This window comes from Devosia rhodophyticola (assembly GCF_028816475.1).
Lineage (GTDB): Bacteria > Pseudomonadota > Alphaproteobacteria > Rhizobiales > Devosiaceae > Devosia > Devosia rhodophyticola.
Genome location: NZ_CP118247.1, coordinates 3,005,917 through 3,025,125 on the forward strand (window position 1 = coordinate 3,005,917; position 19,209 = coordinate 3,025,125).

The 19,209-nt window shown below is 56.4% G+C and carries 17 protein-coding genes and 1 pseudogene; 16 read left to right on the forward strand and 2 right to left on the reverse strand.

Translation table 11 applies throughout. The features are described 5' to 3' along the window. Positions 1–16: 16 nt before the first annotated feature. Positions 17–1,258, reverse strand: coding sequence for a hypothetical protein (locus PSQ90_RS14800; RefSeq protein ID WP_282211046.1), 1,242 nt, complete (start codon positions 1,256–1,258; stop codon positions 17–19). A gap of 744 nt (positions 1,259–2,002) precedes the next feature. Between PSQ90_RS14800 and PSQ90_RS14805 the strand changes: the two genes are divergently transcribed. The 4 genes from PSQ90_RS14805 to PSQ90_RS14820 all read left to right on the forward strand — a co-directional run bounded on the left by PSQ90_RS14805 (position 2,003) and on the right by PSQ90_RS14820 (position 4,287). Further along, complete coding sequence (locus tag PSQ90_RS14805) at positions 2,003–2,416, forward strand: MbcA/ParS/Xre antitoxin family protein (protein ID WP_282211047.1); 414 nt, start codon at positions 2,003–2,005, stop codon at positions 2,414–2,416. Beyond that, positions 2,410–3,120 (forward strand): RES family NAD+ phosphorylase, encoded by a 711-nt coding sequence (locus PSQ90_RS14810; protein ID WP_282211048.1) that lies wholly within the window; start codon positions 2,410–2,412, stop codon positions 3,118–3,120. The genes PSQ90_RS14805 and PSQ90_RS14810 overlap by 7 nt, the downstream gene beginning before the upstream one ends. 352 nt (positions 3,121–3,472) lie before the next feature. Further along, positions 3,473–4,066, forward strand: coding sequence for a hypothetical protein (locus PSQ90_RS14815; RefSeq protein WP_282211049.1), 594 nt, complete (start codon positions 3,473–3,475; stop codon positions 4,064–4,066). Continuing rightward, positions 4,063–4,287: a P-loop NTPase family protein gene (locus tag PSQ90_RS14820; RefSeq protein WP_282211050.1), complete on the forward strand. Its 225-nt coding sequence runs from the start codon at positions 4,063–4,065 to the stop codon at positions 4,285–4,287. The genes PSQ90_RS14815 and PSQ90_RS14820 overlap by 4 nt, the downstream gene beginning before the upstream one ends. A gap of 31 nt (positions 4,288–4,318) precedes the next feature. Here the strand turns inward: PSQ90_RS14820 and PSQ90_RS14825 are convergent, their stop codons facing one another. Beyond that, a complete protein-coding gene (locus tag PSQ90_RS14825) occupies positions 4,319–5,182 on the reverse strand; it encodes a helix-turn-helix domain-containing protein (RefSeq protein WP_282211051.1) in 864 nt (287 codons plus the stop codon). Positions 5,183–5,381: 199 nt separating this feature from the next. On the opposite strand from PSQ90_RS14825, the gene PSQ90_RS14830 reads away from it, so the two are divergent. The 12 genes and pseudogenes from PSQ90_RS14830 to PSQ90_RS14885 all read left to right on the forward strand — a co-directional run bounded on the left by PSQ90_RS14830 (position 5,382) and on the right by PSQ90_RS14885 (position 19,158). Then, a complete protein-coding gene (locus tag PSQ90_RS14830; protein ID WP_282211052.1) occupies positions 5,382–6,227 on the forward strand; it encodes a phytanoyl-CoA dioxygenase family protein in 846 nt (281 codons plus the stop codon). Positions 6,228–6,335: 108 nt separating this feature from the next. Further along, positions 6,336–8,095: pseudogene (locus tag PSQ90_RS14835) on the forward strand (alpha-galactosidase); the annotation flags it as partial. Positions 8,096–8,131: 36 nt separating this feature from the next. Next, positions 8,132–8,434 carry a GH36 C-terminal domain-containing protein gene (locus tag PSQ90_RS14840; RefSeq protein WP_282213082.1) on the forward strand — a complete coding sequence of 101 codons (303 nt, stop codon included), beginning with the start codon at positions 8,132–8,134 and terminating at the stop codon, positions 8,432–8,434. 250 nt (positions 8,435–8,684) lie between these two features. Beyond that, entirely contained in the window at positions 8,685–10,595 is a 1,911-nt protein-coding gene (locus tag PSQ90_RS14845; protein WP_282211053.1) for an ABC transporter substrate-binding protein, read from the forward strand. 126 nt (positions 10,596–10,721) lie between these two features. Beyond that, entirely contained in the window at positions 10,722–11,345 is a 624-nt protein-coding gene (locus tag PSQ90_RS14850; protein WP_282211054.1) for an ABC transporter permease, read from the forward strand. Then, positions 11,315–11,704 carry an ABC transporter permease gene (locus PSQ90_RS14855; RefSeq protein ID WP_282211055.1) on the forward strand — a complete coding sequence of 130 codons (390 nt, stop codon included), beginning with the start codon at positions 11,315–11,317 and terminating at the stop codon, positions 11,702–11,704. Before PSQ90_RS14850 ends, PSQ90_RS14855 begins: the two co-directional genes overlap by 31 nt. Next, on the forward strand, positions 11,697–12,842 hold the full coding sequence (locus tag PSQ90_RS14860) for an ABC transporter permease (RefSeq protein ID WP_282211056.1): 1,146 nt from the start codon (positions 11,697–11,699) through the stop codon (positions 12,840–12,842). The genes PSQ90_RS14855 and PSQ90_RS14860 overlap by 8 nt, the downstream gene beginning before the upstream one ends. Positions 12,843–12,850: 8 nt before the next feature. Continuing rightward, positions 12,851–13,882 (forward strand): ABC transporter ATP-binding protein, encoded by a 1,032-nt coding sequence (locus tag PSQ90_RS14865; RefSeq protein WP_282211057.1) that lies wholly within the window; start codon positions 12,851–12,853, stop codon positions 13,880–13,882. A gap of 8 nt (positions 13,883–13,890) precedes the next feature. Next, positions 13,891–14,940 carry an ABC transporter ATP-binding protein gene (locus tag PSQ90_RS14870; protein WP_282211058.1) on the forward strand — a complete coding sequence of 350 codons (1,050 nt, stop codon included), beginning with the start codon at positions 13,891–13,893 and terminating at the stop codon, positions 14,938–14,940. Positions 14,941–14,950: 10 nt separating this feature from the next. Further along, entirely contained in the window at positions 14,951–16,960 is a 2,010-nt protein-coding gene (locus PSQ90_RS14875; protein WP_282211059.1) for an alpha-galactosidase, read from the forward strand. 168 nt (positions 16,961–17,128) lie between these two features. Continuing rightward, a complete protein-coding gene (dgoD, locus tag PSQ90_RS14880) occupies positions 17,129–18,301 on the forward strand; it encodes a galactonate dehydratase (RefSeq protein WP_282211060.1) in 1,173 nt (390 codons plus the stop codon). A gap of 65 nt (positions 18,302–18,366) precedes the next feature. After that, positions 18,367–19,158 carry a FadR/GntR family transcriptional regulator gene (locus PSQ90_RS14885; protein WP_282211061.1) on the forward strand — a complete coding sequence of 264 codons (792 nt, stop codon included), beginning with the start codon at positions 18,367–18,369 and terminating at the stop codon, positions 19,156–19,158. Positions 19,159–19,209: the final 51 nt, after the last annotated feature.

Below are 19,209 nucleotides of genomic sequence, written 5' to 3' on the forward strand. Positions count from 1 at the left end.
GCGCGCCCCAAAGGTTCTATTGATTGACTATTGCGGAATTGCTGTTGCCATTCTGGACGACATTCGCGAGGCTGCCGCTGTTTTGTTGGCTAACCGTGGCAACATTTAGGCTTCCGGACTGTACGGAGTAGATGGTGTTGGAGTTGCCGATTTGGGCGGTGTAAAGGGCGTTCTGGCTGCCGCTCTGGCTGCTATTCAGGAAGTTGTTATCACCAAGTTGGCTTCCAAATGCCCATAGGTCCGAACCCGACTGGGTACTATAGTACTCATTGCCATTTCCGATCTGGGTAATGGGCTGAAAGTCACCATTGCTCGACACAAGAGGATTGGGACTAGTGTTCGGCCAACCAGCTTCGCCGCCGATGAAGTTCCAGCCAGCGTTGACGCTGCTACTCGTCTGGGTCGAAACGAAAATGTTGTTGCTACCCACTTGGTTCACATCGGCGGCGTTAGCTGCCCCAGTCTGCGTGACAGTTATCGCGTCGTTGTTGCCGTGACCCTGGCCCAAGGCGGCATAGTTGACGCCACTCGGATTAGTGCCTCCCACTGTCTGGTGGACGGTAATTTGACTATTGGTCAGCGACGACAATGAATACCCGGTATAGGCTGGGTCGAAGGGGTTGCCATGCGTCCAGCTCCACAAATCCGGTGCGGTTGTTCCTTGCCGGATCCACAGATCATTGTGGCCCGTTTGGGTAGCCGTTATCTCGTTGTTGTACCCACCCTGGCCGATGCTGAAGAGATTGCTCTTTGTGGCGTTTACGTTATTTGTCTGCGTTAAATTGATCTTGCTGTGGTCTGATGTCTTATCTTGAAGGATCAGATTGCCAAACGATGCATTAAACCAGCCGCTACCGTTCGGACCGTTGCCCTTGCCTGATTGTTTCAGGGTGACGCTACTGTTGCTGCCCCCTTGATCGATCTCGGCACTATTCCCGGTTCCGGACTGATAACCTGCGACCGAGTTGCCTGAGCCTGCTGCGATGAAGGCACCGAGGTTCGAGAGCTCCGAGTTGGTCGCGGTGTTTTGGTTGATGACAAGTTCGTTGCCGCCGTGTCCTGCGCCGTTTTGCTGAATAAACGCCGTAACGGAATTGCCGACGGCGTTACCAGACCCGCCGGTCTGGTCAACATTTGCAGTCTGCGAGTTGCCGGTCTGGGTGAGATAGACTGACCCACCGCCGGCTGCCAGCACCACGCCCGTGCCTACCAGAAGGCTCAGGGCCGTAGCGGTTGCAAATACAAGTTTGAGTTTCATTTCCCTATTCTCCAAAATATGCGACATCGCTGCCGCTTCAATAATATGTCGGCCCGGGGCCAGATTTGGCGTCGACGTTGTTCCCAACTAAGGCGCGTCGGCATCGAGCTTTTTCATGCTGGCCAAAACGGCCACTATTTGCCGAGTGAATAAAGAACACTCTGTCGTTCCTCCGACACAATTCGGAGCAGTAGGGCAGAGATTTACACTCCCTGCAGATCCCGATTTCCCAGCCGACCGCCGCGTCCACAACAAGAGAGATTGGCCGCATAGGATAGCTCCGCCAACGAATATTGTGCGCGGGCCATGGCCAAGTCTGGCTGAGGTTTCGAGTTCTGCCTGCTGAAAAACATTATCAATAAGACCTTAAGTAAGGTAGCTAATAAATCATTAATAGTAAACGTTCGTCAAGGGCGGGCAAGTTGAATCCTGCTGATTACAAGGAATTTGTTGAGGGTTTTCCGAACCGGGAAGTCGACGGGAATGCCCGGTATTGCATCAACGGTGGGCCATTGTGATGACACTGCGCCAGTGTGAGTTGTCGATGGTGTCGCGGTAGACCGCAAGAAATCCAGAATACTGGCGCCAGAGCGGCGTGACACAGCGGCACGCGCGGAAACCGAAATCTCAAAAAGGCTCTGTTGCAGCAAAAACTCGTGCGAAGCTGACGCGAACTCGATCGGGGTTGTCTTGACATTTGTCGTATAATTGCTATTTATATGACAAATGACAGGAGCGATGAACATGGTTCACCTTCACATTCTTGACCTACCGCCACCCTCTGTGCAGCCGGATTTTTCGACTGAGGAAACCGCTGCCATGCAGCGCGCGGTTATCACGCTGTTTGATAAATGGGGGGTGACTGACACGGAGGCAGCAATTCTGTTGGGCGATATTTCCACGCGCACCTTTGCCCGCTGGAAAGAAGGGCAATATGGTCGGGTGGGACGCGATCTGGCGGCACGTCTGTCCAATCTCCTCGGTATTCACAAGGCGCTGCGACTATTGTTCAGCGATGCCAGCCGGGCTTATGCGTGGGTAAGAAAAGCCAATATCGATTTTGCCGAACGAAGTGCGCTTGAGGTGATGCTGAATGGCAATCTCACGGATTTGATGCGGGTGCGTCATTATCTCGATGCGCAGCGGGCTGCATGGTAGCGCCGCCGCGCACACGGGTGCGCTGGCCGCAATATTTTCGGCTCATCAACTCGGCCTACCCGCCGATTGATCTTTTTGAAGACATTGCCGACCCGCGCGACTGGAATCTTCTGGCAAGCGCGGAGGCCAAAACCAACCCACGCATTGCCGAGAGTATCGGCAAACTGGACCTTGTGCCGGTGGCGCGGCGCGCGGTCGGGGCAGGGGCATCTTACGTCATGGCCCCGTTCACCCATTGCAGCCCAGACAAGCCGGGGCGCTTCCATACCGGCCATTTTGGCGCGTTTTACGGTGCGGACAGCTTTGAGACGGCGGTGGCGGAAACTGTATTCCATGCGGCAAAATTCTTTTTGGCCACACAGGAGGCGCCGGGCTGGCTGTCGCAAATGCGCGAACTGGTCGGTAAGCTCGACGCCGAACTTGTCGACATTTGTGGCGGTGGGTTTGACGCAGTTTTGGACGCTGATAGCTATGTCGCTTCACAAGCCTTTGCCAGGCAGGTGATTGCGGCGGGGGGGAATGGGATTTTATTTCCAAGTGTGCGCCAACCCGGCGCACTGTGTTTTGCCGGGTTTTATCCAGATGTGCAGGGAATTCCTGTTCAGGCGCGCCATTTTTCCTATCACTTCGACGGACACCGCGTCGATATGATCAAGGAACTAACGCATGAGGGCGATGGTCCGATCTATCGGCTATCGGAATAGATATTGTGACGCAACCGCAATACCAACTTAGAAAAAGACCTCACCACATGTTTGGCCGGGCTTGGAAGTGAACCACCAGTGGTGATTCCAAAAGATGGCGAACCCGGCGGGATTCGAATCCGTCTCTAAACACCAGCAAATCCGGCATTTTCTGAAAAATAGGTTGCGCAGTTTGTTGCGCAAAATGGTGGGCGGGGCTACCAGCTCGAATGCGGCAAGTGCGGTTCGACGGAGCGCTTAAGGCGCGCCCCGGTGTCCTATTTGCTCCAAAGGCATTTACCCGTCCCGCCCATCATTCAAAGCCGCGCGCAAATCACCACCACACACAGCTCCAACACAGAAAGCACGTCCAATGCCGCGCATTGATCTGGAAGTTCACGTCCTTAAACCTGGCACCGGCATAGAGCCACCGCGCCAGATGGTGCTTGAGGATCGTCGCCTGATCTTTGCCAAGCTCGAAGAAGTCTATGTCGATGAAAGGACCGGCTATTGCGCCGATTGGAACGACGCCCGCGTCGGCATTGACATGAACGTGCCGCGCAAGTGGTCGAGGAAATCCGCAAAACCAACTTCGGGCCAGAACGCGTGGCCCATCCAAGGAGCTGCTGGAGCTGGGGTCGAACTCAACGAACCGTTGGTTGCCGCCAAGGCTCACCGCAACATGATCATGAACATCGTGAACCAGCACCAAAGGGTGGCCAAGCAGATAGAGGACGCCCGCGTCCAACTCGACAAAACGCTAAGGGACCTTGGCACTTTGAGTGGAAACATCGGCACGTTGACCGGGAGGCAAGCTCATGAGCATTTCAGCCCCTGCATTGGCCATCCAATAGACCCCGCACACCCAGAGGCTATACCAGTCCGTCCCGTTTCTCGCTGGGGAGCCGCTATGCTGAGGCTATCGCTATCGAGAACAAGTTGGCGCGGCTTGGAGCTTCCAACGTGATCATTTCGACAGATTTGCGCTTGCGCGGTGATGGCAGGCCATGTGCCCGCGCGGTGCTCCGGGATCGGCCACTGCTCACATTGGACGAGGCAACCTCGCATCTCGACAGTGAGCGCGAGGAAGGAATTTTGGATGCCATCGAAGCGATCGCGGCCAAGAAGGCGGTGCTCGTGGTGGCGCATCGCCCTCTGCCATTGAGCGTGCGGATCATATCGTCATGATCGAAGGTGGCCGAGTTACAGAGCGCGGCACCTACGCCGAACTGATCGCGGCCGCAGGCGGCTTTGCCCATGCATAACGCCAAATCGGGGCTCTAGGAGTTCGCCTAACTGCGTTTGCGTTGTTTGACCAATTGACTGTCTTGTTGGGCGTGCTACCGGCCGGCCAATTTTCTTCCAGTCGACTTCTCAATAGGAGTTGCAGTTTGTCGGAATTCTGTGGGACTTTTTGGGCCCAGGCCTTGAAGCGGAGTGAGAAATATAGGGGGTTTTCATAACCGACTGTTGCGGCGATGTGTTTGACACGGAAATTCGTCCGGCCAAGCATTTCGGCAGCGCGGCGCATCCGCAGAGATTCAAGATAATTTTGTGGTGTTCGACCGGATTCGGCCCGAAACAGGTGCGCAAGCCGCGATGTTGATAGGCCAACAGCAGCGGCAATATCATCAACGCCAATATTTTTCTGCAGATTCTGTTCCATGAAACCGATTGCGTTGCTGACCCGATCGTCTCCGTGATCACGCACGGCCCCCGGATTGTGTTGGTCACACTGCAGGAGCACGTCTTCCAACGCATTGATGGCAATTGCTTCTCGGCGGTGCAACGTGCTGTTGTGCAACTGGTGAACCTGCATAAACCGGCTTGCGACACCTCGGCCCACCGATCCGCCAATATTGAGGTGCATCAGTCCGCCGTGCACGACTGGCCAGTTTAAACAATTGAGCCACTGTGGATGAGGATCAAAATGCACCCACACCAGTTCCCAATGCGCCAATGACGATTCGACGCCGTAGTCGTGCCGGGCGCCCGGCGGTATCAACACCCAGTCGTCTTGCTGGACGATGATCTCTCCTCCCTCATGGCCAAAACGTCCCATGCCGCCGGCAGTGTAGACCATAAGCCAATCCGACGCGCCGATGTCCCGGAACGTGCTGTACCCGGATGTCTTATAGAAGTGCCCGGTCAATATCCGCGAATAGTCAGACACTCGGCCTTGTGTGCTTTTCACCATAGCAGATTATTATATTTATTCGACAGGATGTTCAATCGCCATTGCGGACCCGACCCGATAGTTTCGACATACTAGGAGGTTGCATATGCCACAAATGACTCTGTCCAGGGAACAACGCCAACTTTTTGATCAGAACGGTTTTCTGGCCGTTAGGGGGCTCTTTCGACCTGACGAGGTGATCATGATCCGTGAGACATTCATGGAGCAGGGCAAGCACGGCCCGGTTGCTGGGCTGTCGGACCTGCCAAAGATCGAGAATGCCGCTACCGCGGCGACCCCCAACCGCGACGACCCGCTGTCCTTCTATCCACGAATGATGCACCCACACAAACACGCTGATAAGCTGGTTGGTTCGCTGACACTCAAATATATGCGGGACGTCAGGCTGAAACAGGTCCTCAGTGAACTTTTTGGTGAGACGCCCTATGCGTGCCAAAGCATGTTCTATTTCAAGCCACCGGGCGCGCGCGGGCAGGATCTTCACCAGGACAATTTCTACCTTAGGGTAAAGCCGGGTACATGCATGGCGGCGTGGGTCGCGATAGATGATGTCGATGAGGCTAATGGCGGCATGATGTGTGTGCCTCAAACGGCTCAACTGGACATTGCCTGCCCCGACAAGGCCGATCCCGCGCTGTCATTCACCATTGATCGTGTGGAGCCGCCAGAGGGATTGGAGCCCGAATATGTGCGTCTGAATGCGGGCGACGTATTGTTCTTTAACGGCAGCGTAATTCACGGCAGCACACCAAATATCAGCAAGGACCGGTTTCGCCGCTCGCTCATCTTTCACTACGTACCTGCCAGCACCAGGGAGATGAGTAAATATTATGATGCCTATAGCTTTGAAGGTGAGCGCCAGGACGTTGCGGTCAATGACGATGGTGGTCCCTGCGGCACGTTGCACGACATGCCGACAGCACCGCACTGAGCCATGAGCAGGGCACGATGATCGCCAAAAGTAGAATAATATATGATAAAATAAGCAGTTAATACGATAATATATGGCCACAATTGGTGGTAATGCGTAATTGAAAGGATGCTGCGAGTGAGGTCGATTGGCGACGGCAGAGGTTGGGTGTTGGAAAGTGGCGACGCGGCCTGTGCGTTTTTTGTCGATAGCGAAGGCCGACTTCAGCAAACCTATTGGGGTCAGCGCTTGCCCGATTTGGCCGACTATCCTGTTCCCGAACCGGCGCGTCACTATGAGTTTGGACCACCCGAACAGCGCATGCCTTTTGCCATTGTTACCGGCGAACGCGGTGTCTTCAGTGAGCGCACGATTGATGTCGTTGCTAGTAGTGGCCTTAGGGATATGGCACTGCGCTTTGTCCGCGCCAAGCAGTCCGGGCCTCGGTTGGATTTCGTCCTGGAAGACGTCGCGCACGATCTCGAAATTACCATTCACGTCGAGGAGCTATCGACGCCCGGTCTGTTCGCTCGCGGCGTTAATATTCGAAATCGCGGCGCCGAGACGCTAACGATTGAGCGGGCATTTTCAGCAAGTTTTCATCTGCCGGAGCGCGGCCCCTATGCGCTGTCTCACATTGACGGCCGCTGGGGTAACGAGTTCCGGCTTCAGCGTGACCCGCTGCCGTTCGGGACACTGGTTCGGGAGAGTCGTCGCATCACTACGTCCCACGGAGGCGTTCCCTATTTCGCCATTGATAGCGACCGATTGGGCTACGTAGCAGGCGAGGAGCAGGGTGCCGTTTGGTTCGGCACGCTGCAATGGAGTGGCAACTGGAAACTCATTGCAGAGAGGACCGCGGACGAAAGATGCATGATCCATTTGGGTCTGAATGATCACGATTTCGGCTGGACACTCAAGCCCGACGAGGTGTTCGAAGCACCGAATGTCATATTCGGTTACGTCACCGGCGGGCATGGAGCCGCCAGCCGTGCGCTGCACGATTTGGTGCGCGACAAGTTGGCGCCGCGACGCGGCTACATCCCGCCAGTGGTTTATAATTCCTGGTATGCCACAATGTTCGACGTCGACGAAGCGGGGCAAATCGCACTGGCGGACAGGGCCGCCCGAATGGGCGTAGAACTGTTCGTAATGGACGATGGTTGGTTCTCCGGGCGCCAGAACGACAAGGCCGGCCTCGGCGATTGGTGGCCGGATCGAAAAAATTTCCTAATGGCATCAAGCCATTAGCCGACGCTGTGCACGCTCATGGGATGCAATTCGGCCTATGGATTGAGCCCGAAATGGTCAATCCCGACTCCGATCTCTATCGCGCCCACCCAGATTGGGTGCTGCACTTTCCTGAGCGGTCACGCACTCTTATGCGCAATCAGTCAATCCTGAACTTGGCGCGTAAAGATGTTCAGGACTATCTGATCGATATTTTCGACAGGCTGCTCGCCGACGCACCGATCGACTTCATCAAGTGGGACATGAACCGGAATGTAAGCGAGCCAGGATGGTCGGGCCACGACCGGGACCAGCGCGAGTTGTGGGTTCGTTATGTCGAAGGCGTCTATCGGGTGTGGAAACAATTACGTCATCGACACCCGTCCGTGATTTGGGAGAATTGTTCGGGCGGCGGCGGCAGGGTCGATATGGCGATGATGGCACTGGCCGAACAAAGCTGGGTTAGCGACAACACCGTTCCCGCCGCGCGGTTGGAAATTCAAGAGGGATATAGTCGCCTGTTTCCGGCATCGACCATGGCAGCCTGGGTTACGGACGAGGACAAGGAAAGCTATTCGCTCGACTTCCGCTTTCATGTGAGCATGGCAGGCGCTCTCGGTGTCGGGGGTAATTTGCTGGAATGGTCAGCGACCGATCAGGCCCGCGCGGTTGAGCACGTCGCTGCCTATAAGCAGTTGCGCCCGATAGTTTCTGAGGGAGATCTTTACCGTCTCCGCTCGCCGCGCGATTCCAAAATCAGTGCACTTGCTTATGTCTCAAAGGATAAGGGCGAGGCGGTGGTTTTTGTATATCGGTTGCGTCCTGGCCGCCCGACCGATGCGCCTGTAATTGGTGTGACCGGCCTAGATCCAGAGGCTCGCTATGAATCGCTTGACGGCGGCGTCATTCGTAGCGGACGCGGCTGGGAACAGGTTGGCATAAAAGTGTCGCTCGGTGACGACCAAAGCGCTGTGTTGCGCTTCTCGCGCCGACGCTGATGGGACTGGTGTGTCGATAGCGGTCCGCGCTTGCTCGTTGGTGTGGGCAGTAATTGATTAACCAGTCTTGACATTAACATCATATATATTTCACAATTGATATGCTTTGACGCGGGGAGGCCGCTCGAAGCCGCGCCTCGACGAGGGGCCAGTCAGTTGGGAGCTGTCAGCGCCGAAAGGCACCGTCGAGCTTCGGATGCATATGATCGTGATACTGGCGGTCGCAATGTTTCAGACGGGAGGAAATCAAATGAAGCGTAGGGATTTGTTAAAGACATCGGCAGCGCTTGCCATATTGGCCGCTGTACCCACACTGGCTCGCGGCGCCGACACAACCGGTGCGCCAAGCCTTGATGCAGATGTTACGGCGGGCAATTTGCCGGCCGCCGCAGAACGCGTAGGCGAGGAGCCACTGGTGCTCGAACCGGTGGAAAGCGTCGGCCAATATGGCGGCACTATCCGCGACATTAGCAATGAAGACCTGGGCATGGAGCGTATGGTGCAAGCGGTCGAGCCGTTTGCCAAGTTTAACCGCGATGCCAATGGGTTCCGGCCAAATGTGCTAAAGGCCTGGAACTGGAACGACGCCTACACCGAAGTTACCATGCGCTTCCGCAAAGGCATGAAATGGTCCGACGGGCAGCCGTTTGGGCCCGACGATTTCATGTTCTTCTGGAACGACATGGTTCTTGAGGAGGATGTCGGTCTCAGTTTCCCATCGGGCACAGTGGTCAACAACAAGCCGATGACCGTCGAAAAACTCGATGACCTGACGATCAAATTGACCTTCGACGGACCAAATCCGCTGTTCATCGATTTTGCCTCGCGTGGCCACTACCAGAGCGCGCAATGGCTGGTGCCAGCTCACTACATGAAGCAATTCCATCCGAAATATTCTGACGCGGCCGATACGCAGGACCTGATGGCCCGCTACAATACTGCAAGCCGTACGCAACAACTTGACATGCCAACGCTGAATGCATGGTTGGCCACCTCATACACCGCCGGTCAGCGACTGGTGACCAAGCGCAACCCATACTATTGGAAGGTCGACACCAAGGGGCAGCAATTGCCCTACGTGGACGGCTTCGACACAACTCTTGCGACCGCCGACAGCTTCAAGCAGGCAGTGCTTCTCAATACGGTCGCGGGCAAGATAGATTTCCAGGCGCGCGATTTTAACCTAGGCGATATTTCTCTATTGCTTCAGAATCAGGAGAAGGGCGAATATAAAGTCAAGATGTGGCAGCGCGGTGATTATGCGTGGCCATGGATCATATTGATGTACGACTTTAACGACGAGGGCATTGTCGACCTGTTCTACAAGCAGGAGTTCCGCAAGGCGCTCTCGTTCGCCATGGATCGCAACAAGTACAATCAGATCGGTGCCTATGGACTGGCCAAGCCCCGGCAGTTTGCACTTAGTCCCGAAAGTCCTGAATTTCAGTCGCCGGAGGGCCAGACCTTCTACGAGAAATGGTCAACCTCCTATATCGACCACGACGCCGAGGGCGCCAAAAAGTTGCTCGATGCAATTGGGGTCGTCGATAAAGATGGCGACGGCTTCCGTGAGCGGCCAGATGGCACCAGGCTTCAGCTGATCATTGATATGCCCACCGACGATCCGGAAACCAATTCCATAATGGATTTGATGAAAGAGGACTGGGACGGTATCGGCATCGAGACCATTCTCAATCCGATCGCGGGCAGTGAAATGACTGTCAGAGCCCAGAACAGGGAGATGATGATCCGATCGTGGCCAAGCGCCTCTGGCTGGGGATTGCTGTCGGCCGCAACTGTCTGGGCGCCAATTGAAGGTGTCGAGTGGTGCGTCGGTGGCATCAATCTGGGTCGGTACTACCAGAGCGGTGGCACAGAAGGCACGGCGCCGCGCCCAGGATCAATGCTCGAAAAACTACAAAAAGCCTACGGTGATGCAGTGGCAATCGTCGATCCGGCCGAGCGCGACAAGGCATTACTCGCCGCCTACGAAATTCATCTTGATGAAGGCCCGGTTTCGTTGGGGACGATCGGCGAGCATCCTTCGCCAGTGGTCGTCTCAAACCGGCTCCACAATGTCCAGGATACCGGCCTTCTGGGCGGATGGGACCTTGGATATCCAGGCACGGCTGACCCTGAGCAGTTCTACTTCAGCTCCTGACGATTGGCCTGAATAACTTCGAGGCGCGCACGAGCTGGCGCGCCTCAATCATCGCCCTGTCAGTCACAGTGACTCGGCGGCTGGTGACGCCAGATACCCTGGTTTGTGCATAATCGAGGTCTGTCCATGCTTCGCTATATTAGCAAAAGGCTGGCGCTAATGGTGCCAACGCTGCTCCTGATAATGGCGGTCGGATTCGGTATTATGCAGTTGCCAGCGACCGATTTTGTCGACCAGTATGTCCTGAAACAGGCCGCTATCGGCAATACCGGCATGATGGACCAAGCCGAAAACCTCAAGGTCCAGTTCGGACTGGACCGACCGGCACCAGAACGATTTGTACTGTGGGTCGGTAATTTCGTAAAAGGCGATTTCGGCATATCGTTCAGCGATTTGAGACCGGTCGGCGCCGTGATCATGGAGCGCCTACCGATGACGCTCGCTGTATCATTCCTGGCGTTCATCGTCTCGTGGGGCGTGGGCATACCGCTCGGCGTCTATTCTGCCACACACCAATACTCGGTCGGCGACGTTGGTCTGACGATCTTCGCTTTTGTGGGTGTCGGCATTCCTGACTTCCTACTGGCCATCGTGCTGCTGGTCCTCGCCTTCTCTGCCACCGGGAATGTATTTTTGGGCTTGAGCTCCCCGAATTTGTCAACCAGCCATGGACACTGGCCAAAATACTCGACTTCCTCTCCTACGCTTGGCTCAGTGTCTTGGCCGTCGCTTTCACCGGTACGGCACTGATTATGCGGGTTACGCGCAACAATATGCTCGAAGAACTGGGCAAGAACTATGTTGTCACGCTACGCGCCAAGGGTTTGCCGGAGCGCGTTATCATCTGGAAGCACGTATTCCGGAACGCGCTGCACCCTTTGGTTTCCATATTCGGTCAGGTACTGGCGTTTCTGATTAACGGCTTCGCTATTACCAGTATCGTGCTCAACCTGCCGACCATTCAGACAATCTATCTGCAGGCGACGCTTCGACAGGACGTGTTTCTCGCCAGCACCATACTGGTCATGATCGCCATTACCGTCGTCGTCGGTAATCTGATCTCGGACGTATTGCTGGCCTGGATTGATCCGAGAATTCGCTATGAGTGACACCCGCGCTCTGGCCGCCGACCTGGAACCAGAAATCGAAACCATGTCGGCGCGCCCCACCGCGATCCTGTCGGTACGCCAACTTATGTGGCGCAAGTTCCGACGCAATCGGCTCGCAGTATTTGGCCTCGTGGTACTGACAGTGATGTATATGCTGGCTGTGCTGGCAGGGTTCGTCGCACCCTATGGCGTGCGTGAAACACATCAGCAGTTCCCACGCACGTCTCCGACGGTAATTCGTTTCATCGACGCGGACGGGCAATTCCACCTTCAACCCTTTGTCTATGCCATCACTCGGGCGATGGACCCCGAAACCTTTTCCATGGTCAGCGTTGAAGATACCAGCGTGCGATATCCGGTCGAACTGTTTATTCGCGGCACCCCATACAACATTTTAGGCATTTTGAAATCAGATGTGCATCTGTTCGGTGTCGAAGCGCCAGGCAAACTGTTCCTGCTCGGTACCGATACTACGGGCCGCGATCTGTTCAGCCGCATTCTTTATGGATCGCAAGTGTCGCTGACGGTGGGGCTGTTCGGTGTCATTCTGGCACTGGTGATTGGTGCGAGTGTCGGCATTATCAGCGGCTACTATGGCGGCTGGTTCGACGAGATCGTACAGCGCATTATCGAGATGACGTTGGCGTTCCCGCAGATCCCCTTGTGGCTGGCGTTGGCGACGCTGGTGCCTCCGACATGGAGTTCCGTGCAGGTCTATTTCGCCATTTCAATTGTCTTGTCCATTCTCAGTTGGGGAGCACTGGCGCGACAGGTGCGCGCCATGGTGCTGTCACTGCGGACAAGTGATTTCGTGCGCGCTGCCAGCTATGCCAACGCCACGCCGCCTCGCATCATGTTCCGGCACCTGCTGCCCTCGACCATGAGCCATATTCTTGTGATCGCAACCCTGACCATCCCCTCGATGATTTTGGGCGAGACCGCACTTAGTTTTCTGGGGCTTGGTATCAAGGCGCCGATGACCAGTTGGGGTGTGTTGCTCAACGAGGCGCAGAGCGTGCAGGTGATCCTGCAACTGCCATGGCTGTTGTCTCCGGCCGCCTTCGTGGTTCTCACCATCATTTCCTTTAATTTTGTCGGCGACGGTTTGCGTGATGCTGCCGACCCGTTCTCCCGATAGGCGGTGTGATGACTGAGCCCAACGTTTCACCGCTGCTGTCCGTTGACGATCTGGTAGTCGAATTCCACACCGAAGGCGGCGTTGTGCGCGCCGTCAATGGGGTTAGTTTCGCGATTGAAAAGGGTGCAACCCTGGCATTGATCGGCGAGAGCGGGTGCGGCAAGTCAGTGACGAGCCTCGCGCTACTCAACCTGGTGCGCCCGCCGGGCAAGATCGCCAGCGGCACCATTACCTATACCGGTGACGACGCTGAAGCGCGCTTGATCACCGATTGGAAGTCCAGTTCCGAACAGATGCGTCAGTTCCGCGGGGCCGAGGTCGCGATGATCTTTCAGGAGCCCATGACTTCGTTCGATCCACTCTTTACCATTGGCGAGCAGATCGTCGAAATGGTTCTGGCGCACCGGCCAAAGACCAGTCGCTCAGCTGCCCGCGACATCGCAATTGATATGCTGGGTCTAGTGCGACTGCCCCAGCCCGAGGTTCTTATCGATCGCTATCCGCACCAACTGTCTGGCGGCATGCGGCAGCGGGTGATGATTGCCATGGCGCTATGCTGCGGGCCCAACCTGCTGATAGCCGATGAGCCTACAACCGCCCTCGATGTCACAACCGAGAGCCAGATTCTCGACCTTCTGCGGCAATTGCAGAGCGAGTTGGGAATGGCCATGCTTTTCATCACTCATGACCTGGCTGTCGCAAGTGAAGTCGCCGACGATATTGCGGTAATGTATCTTGGATATGTGGTCGAACGGGGCGCGGCAGCAGATGTGTTGTCCAGCCCGTCGCACCCTTACACGCGGGCACTTCTCGATTCCCTGCCGAAAATCGACACAGATCCGGCAAGTCGGCTCAATGCGATCAAGGGCATGGTGCCAACGCCGGACGAAATGCCGCGTGGCTGTCCATTTCACACGCGATGCCGCGAAGCCATGCCGGGATTATGCGATCAGCGACTACCCGAGCTTTACGCTTGCGGCCAAGGCCACCAGGCCCGCTGCTTTCTGGTTGATCCCCAGTTGGAGGTGCTGAGAGGATGAGCAGCACTATGAACGAACCAACGCCTCTGGCGGAGTCGTCGTCCCCGCTATTATCAGTGCGCGGGGTGAGTAAGCATTTTGTACTCAATGGCGGCGTTTTTGGCCGTGCCAAGAGCACGGTGCGGGCGCTTGACGATGTCTCGTTCGACGTGCCGCACGGAGCAAGTGTTGGCCTTGTAGGTGAATCTGGGTGCGGAAAATCCACTATGGGTCATACCATAATGGGTGGTTTGTCGGCGAATAGCGGGGAAATCCAGTTTGATGATCCCGAGCGTGGTCGCGTCGATATTGCCTACGCAGACAGCGAGCTGCGCCGACATGTTCGGCTCAATATCCAGATGGTGTTTCAGGACCCAAACGCGTCCCTCAATCCGCGTATGACGCTGGCGGATCTCGTGGCCGAGCCACTGATCATCAACAAGCTGCTGCCAAAAGCCGAAATCCCGCCACGGGTGGCTCAACTGTTAGAGCAGGTCGGCTTGTCGCCCCGTTATATGGACCGCTACCCCCATGCATTGAGTGGCGGTCAACGCCAACGCGTGGTGATCGCGCGAGCGCTGGCCATGAACCCGAAACTTGTGGTGGCCGATGAGCCGGTATCGGCCCTCGACGTATCAATTCAGGCACAGACGCTCAATTTGCTGAAAGACCTGCAGGTCGAACACAATTTGACCTATCTGTTCATCGCTCACGATCTAAGCGTCGTGAATTATTTTACCGACGAAACAGTTGTGATGTATCTCGGTAGGGTCGTTGAAACCGGCAACACCCGCACAATGTTCAAGGCACCGCTGCATCCCTATACCGCAGCGCTGCTCAACAGTGTGCCGCGCCTTGGTCACGGCAAAGCCACGGAAAAGCGCGCGCCCAAGGGCGAGGTGCCAAGCGCCGTCAATCCGCCCGCTGGCTGTCATTTCCATCCACGTTGTCCCTATGCGCAGCCGATATGTTCAACCGAGGTGCCACCCTTGCGCACCATATCCGCTGGACGCCAGGCGCGCTGTCATTTTGCTGGAGAACTGCCCCTCGTGGCGGCACCCGGCCAGTCTGCAATCTGAAGGTGTACTGATGAACGAGCAAGTTGAGCGCGACGTGATAGCCGTATCGACCTCACGGATCTCAGACTGGCACTGGCGCATAGTGTGGGCGGAAAACGCGCTCGATATCGTGCTGCGAGACCAGAGTGACAATCACGTCAACGGCGTCAATGCGCTCTATACGAGACTGGGTACAAGCAAGGACGATCCGGCAAAGGACCGGGACGCGGTGTTCGCCTTTCCCGATGCGCTGCGCCGCAACGACGCCGATTATCGGATAGGATTCGACCGGCTACCCGTGTCATGGGACAAAATGGACGTGAACGAGTTGCCGCGCGGGCTCGCTGTCACTCTTAGCAGCACCCGGTTTGATCTGCGCGCCGAATTGTTGTTCGCGATCCACCCGAGTGGCGTGCTCGTAAAAGACACGAAACTGATCCACACCGGTACGACCGCGCCCCTTTTGCTTACATCTGCACCCAGCTTTGCATTTACACTGACCGATCCGGTTGAACGCGCTGTGTTATTGTCAGGGGAGTGGGGCGAAGAAACTCAGGTCAATCGGGTTAGTTTGCAGCATGTCCCCATCAATCTCGAAAGTCGGGCCGGCAAAACGGGGTTCGAGTACAATCCCTGGATCGCCTTGGAAGCAGATCAGACCACGATTGTGGCGCAATTGTCGTGGTCGGGTAACTGGAACATGTCGGCCCGGCGCGGTCCCGGAGTAACCCATCTCGGGGGCGGTGTACACGAGATCAGCTTCTCGCACGCCCTGCATGCCAACCAGGAATTGGTGCTGCCGCGCGCAACGATCCTGCGTGTTGTCGGCGATCTGAACCGCGCTACCCAGTGCCTGCATGATTATCGTCGCGCCGAGCGCCCGAACGGGCAAAGAAATGTGCCCGTTCAGTTCAACAGTTGGTACCCTTATCCAGGCGAGCCCAACGTTGCGGACATGATGGATTTTGTGCCGATCGCCAAGAAAATGCAATGCGAGGTATTTGTTCTCGACGCTGGGTGGTACACGACCGACCAGGAAGATCCCGATGAGAGCTGGTGGACACGAACGGGCGACTGGACGGTTAATAATCGCCTGTTTCCAAACGGTCTGGAGGAGTTGAGCCAAGCATGTGAACAGGCCGGACTTCAGTTCGGAATCTGGTTCGAGCCAGAAGCTATTAGCCCGTCCGCTTACATACGTCGCAATCATCCGGAGTGGCTGCATCATGTCGATGGGCGCGCGCCGTCGCCCAACGAACGCGCTATCGTGAATTTGGGTATTGAGGACGCGCGCCAGTTTGCCCTTGAGCGTATCCTGAAAATCTTGCGTGTCACAAATGCCAAGTGGATGAAGTGGGATTTCAATACCGATATGCGCCAGGGTGGTTGGGCCGACCTCTATACCGGCGTCAAAGATGCAGATCCGGTTGTGGCTCACTACCAAGGGCTCTATCGCCTGCAGGACGAAATTCGCGCTGCCATGCCCGAGCTGACGCTCGAAATGTGCGCCGGCGGTGGCGGTCGTTTCGATGCAGCAATCATGAAGCACGCGCACACCAACTGGATGTCCGATCAGAAACAGCCTCTGCGCAATCTCGCCATTCATTTCGGCAGTCAGCTCGCCCATGCGCCGGTAGAATGTAACGACTGGCTGATCGAGTGGCCACCCAACAGCATCGCCGGGCACATGAGCCGGGGTGCCCAGCCGGACGAGCGCGGCGATATCGCATTCCGCCTACGCGTCGCCATGCTCGGCTCACTAGGTATCAGCGCGCCGGTTTCGCAATGGTCCGAGGCCGAAATTGAGACGGCTGCACGCCATGTTGACTTTTACAAGCAACACGTTCGGCCGCGCGTCAACAATGCCGATCAATATCAACTGACCGCTGCACCGCCCCTCGACGGCAACGGTGATTGGGCTGCCATCTGGTACGCGGACAAGGACGCGAGTGGCGGCGTCGGTTTTTCTTCCGACTTATTGGCTCGCCCACGCAGCGGTTTCGTCTCGCTGGGCTCAGCCCCGCACGGCTCTATAGTGTGAGTTTTCTTGACGGTCCGTCGCAGAATGTATCTGGCAAGGATTTGGCCGACGGGCTGGAAATCGTCCTCGGCGACCAATTTTCGTCGTCGGTGGTCCTTGTCGAGAGCGTGCAAGAATGACCAGTGCGGTACACCCTTCTGAATTGAGAGTTATCAAAGGATCGTTCTCGTGAAGATCGTTTCGATTACAGCGCAGGTATGCAATGCGGAAATGCGGAACTGGATTTTCGTCCGCGTCGAGACCGATCAACCCGGTTTGATCGGCTGGGGTGAGGCAACACTTGAGTTCAAGACAAACGCCGTGATCGGCGCTATCGCTGACTTCGCGCCCATGCTTGCGGGGCAGGATCCGCGCGACATTGAACACTGCGTCCAGACGATGACAAGGCACAGCTTTTGGCGCTTGGGCGTAATCGGTACCTCCGCTATCAGTGGTATTGAAATGGCGTTATGGGACATTTTGGGCATGGAGCTTGGCGTGCCCGTCTGGCGTTTGCTGGGCGGTAAGGTGCGAAACCATCTGCGCACCTATACCCATCTCGGTCTCGGTGACATGCGCGCCGTCTATGAATCGGATACCGCAGATGCAATCGTGGGGCACGCCCGGAAAGTCGTTGAAATGGGATATGACGCCCTCAAGGTCGTGTGCGTTCCCTATTCGCACTATACCGCGCCCAACGCCGAGGTAGACCGGGTTCGACGCGTTGTGGGCGAACTGCGCGACGCCGTTGGGGACGACGTCGATATCATGGTCGATTTTCACGGACGCCCCGCGTCTGCAAGCGCCGCGATGGCATTCATAGATGCGCTGTCGGACGCCCGTCTATTGTTCGTTGAAGAACCGGTGGCTCCCGAGGACATCGGCGGGCTTGCCGAGGTAAAACGGCGTTCCACTACACCAATCGCGTCCGGCGAGCGGCTCATTGGCCGGCGGGAATTTGAACCAATCCTGCGGGATCGCCTGGTACACATCGCCCAGCCAGACATCTGCCACACCGGTGGGCTGGCCGAGACCAAGAAGATCGCCGCCATGGCCGAAATCGCCGGTATTGGGATTGCGCCACACAATCCTATCGGCCCGATTGCCGGCGTAGCGGCGTTGCACTTCGGTGTCTCGACGCCAAACGTCATAATTCAGGAAGAAATGTCGGGGGCCGTGCCTTGGTACGGTGACGTGGTCAAATGGCCGATTGAGCGGCGGCCGGGCAGGTGGGATGTGCCAGAGCTTCCGGGTCTCGGAATCGAAGTTGACGAGGCAGTCATTGCCGCCCACCCGATGAAACCAGACCTATTGCATACGCGAGAGGCAGTTATGGGAGACGGAACGGTGGTCGACTGGTAGACGGTACAACGCATATACCGCTTCTCAGCCTGAAATGCGGTTAGAATGTACGACGAGGAACCCATATGACGAATACTGATGGACCAATTCTGCCACCTGACGGACGTGAGTCCGCCACTTCGGTCCGTGAGTGGATATTGTCAACGCTGGGCAAGCGCATTCTTTGTGGACATTACCCCGAGGGTGCCGCGCTGCCGATCGAGGCTGACCTTTGTACAGAATTTGACGTCAGTCGGACGGTTTTGCGCGAAGCGGTAAAAATGCTGACCGCGAAGGGACTGCTGGTCTCCCGAAAGCGCGCTGGTACCTTGGTACGATCCGCATCGAATTGGAACCGCTTGGACGCCGATGTCCTGTCCTGGATGGGTTCGCTTGACCCCGACCCCGTTTTTGTCCGGGGCCTGCTCGAGGCAAGACTTGCCATTGAACCAGCCTCGGCCAGGCTTGCCGCGATGCGTTCTACCTCTATGGATCTCGCAACGATTGAAGCGGCTTATCATGCCATGCGGACGACACCGACCGATGATCTCGCGGGTCGTATCGCTGCTGATGTTGCTTTTCATATCGGTATCCTCGAAGCCAGTCACAATCCGGTCTTTGCCGGCTTGGGTAAGTTGATCAAGCACGCACTTGAGGACTCCTTTCGACTAACAACCCGCACAACTGAAAGCTATTCACGGGCATTGCGCGCGCACGGCGACGTGTTGGAAGCAATTCGGCTGCGGCAACCCGATATTGCCAGCGAGCGCATGCGCGCGCTTGTCGATGTCGCCATGGTTGATTTGCTGCATCATCTTGCGATGGTTGGGACTGATAGTCCGGGCGAGCAGGCACTGGCTTCGGCTTCAGAGGGCTGACGGTCGAAATGCTCAGCAGCGAGCGACACGGTTTAACGGACAGGATGCAAT

Coding starts and splice junctions, on each gene's coding strand:
- PSQ90_RS14800 (WP_282211046.1), bottom strand. CDS start 1,258: ATGAAACTCAAACTTGTATTTGCAACCGCTACGGCCCTGAGCCTTCTG.
- PSQ90_RS14805 (WP_282211047.1), top strand. CDS start 2,003: ATGGTTCACCTTCACATTCTTGACCTACCGCCACCCTCTGTGCAGCCG.
- PSQ90_RS14810 (WP_282211048.1), top strand. CDS start 2,410: ATGGTAGCGCCGCCGCGCACACGGGTGCGCTGGCCGCAATATTTTCGG.
- PSQ90_RS14815 (WP_282211049.1), top strand. CDS start 3,473: ATGCCGCGCATTGATCTGGAAGTTCACGTCCTTAAACCTGGCACCGGC.
- PSQ90_RS14825 (WP_282211051.1), bottom strand. CDS start 5,182: ATGGTCTACACTGCCGGCGGCATGGGACGTTTTGGCCATGAGGGAGGA.
- PSQ90_RS14830 (WP_282211052.1), top strand. CDS start 5,382: ATGCCACAAATGACTCTGTCCAGGGAACAACGCCAACTTTTTGATCAG.
- PSQ90_RS14845 (WP_282211053.1), top strand. CDS start 8,685: ATGAAGCGTAGGGATTTGTTAAAGACATCGGCAGCGCTTGCCATATTG.
- PSQ90_RS14850 (WP_282211054.1), top strand. CDS start 10,722: ATGCTTCGCTATATTAGCAAAAGGCTGGCGCTAATGGTGCCAACGCTG.
- PSQ90_RS14860 (WP_282211056.1), top strand. CDS start 11,697: ATGAGTGACACCCGCGCTCTGGCCGCCGACCTGGAACCAGAAATCGAA.
- PSQ90_RS14865 (WP_282211057.1), top strand. CDS start 12,851: ATGACTGAGCCCAACGTTTCACCGCTGCTGTCCGTTGACGATCTGGTA.
- PSQ90_RS14870 (WP_282211058.1), top strand. CDS start 13,891: ATGAACGAACCAACGCCTCTGGCGGAGTCGTCGTCCCCGCTATTATCA.
- PSQ90_RS14875 (WP_282211059.1), top strand. CDS start 14,951: ATGAACGAGCAAGTTGAGCGCGACGTGATAGCCGTATCGACCTCACGG.
- PSQ90_RS14885 (WP_282211061.1), top strand. CDS start 18,367: ATGACGAATACTGATGGACCAATTCTGCCACCTGACGGACGTGAGTCC.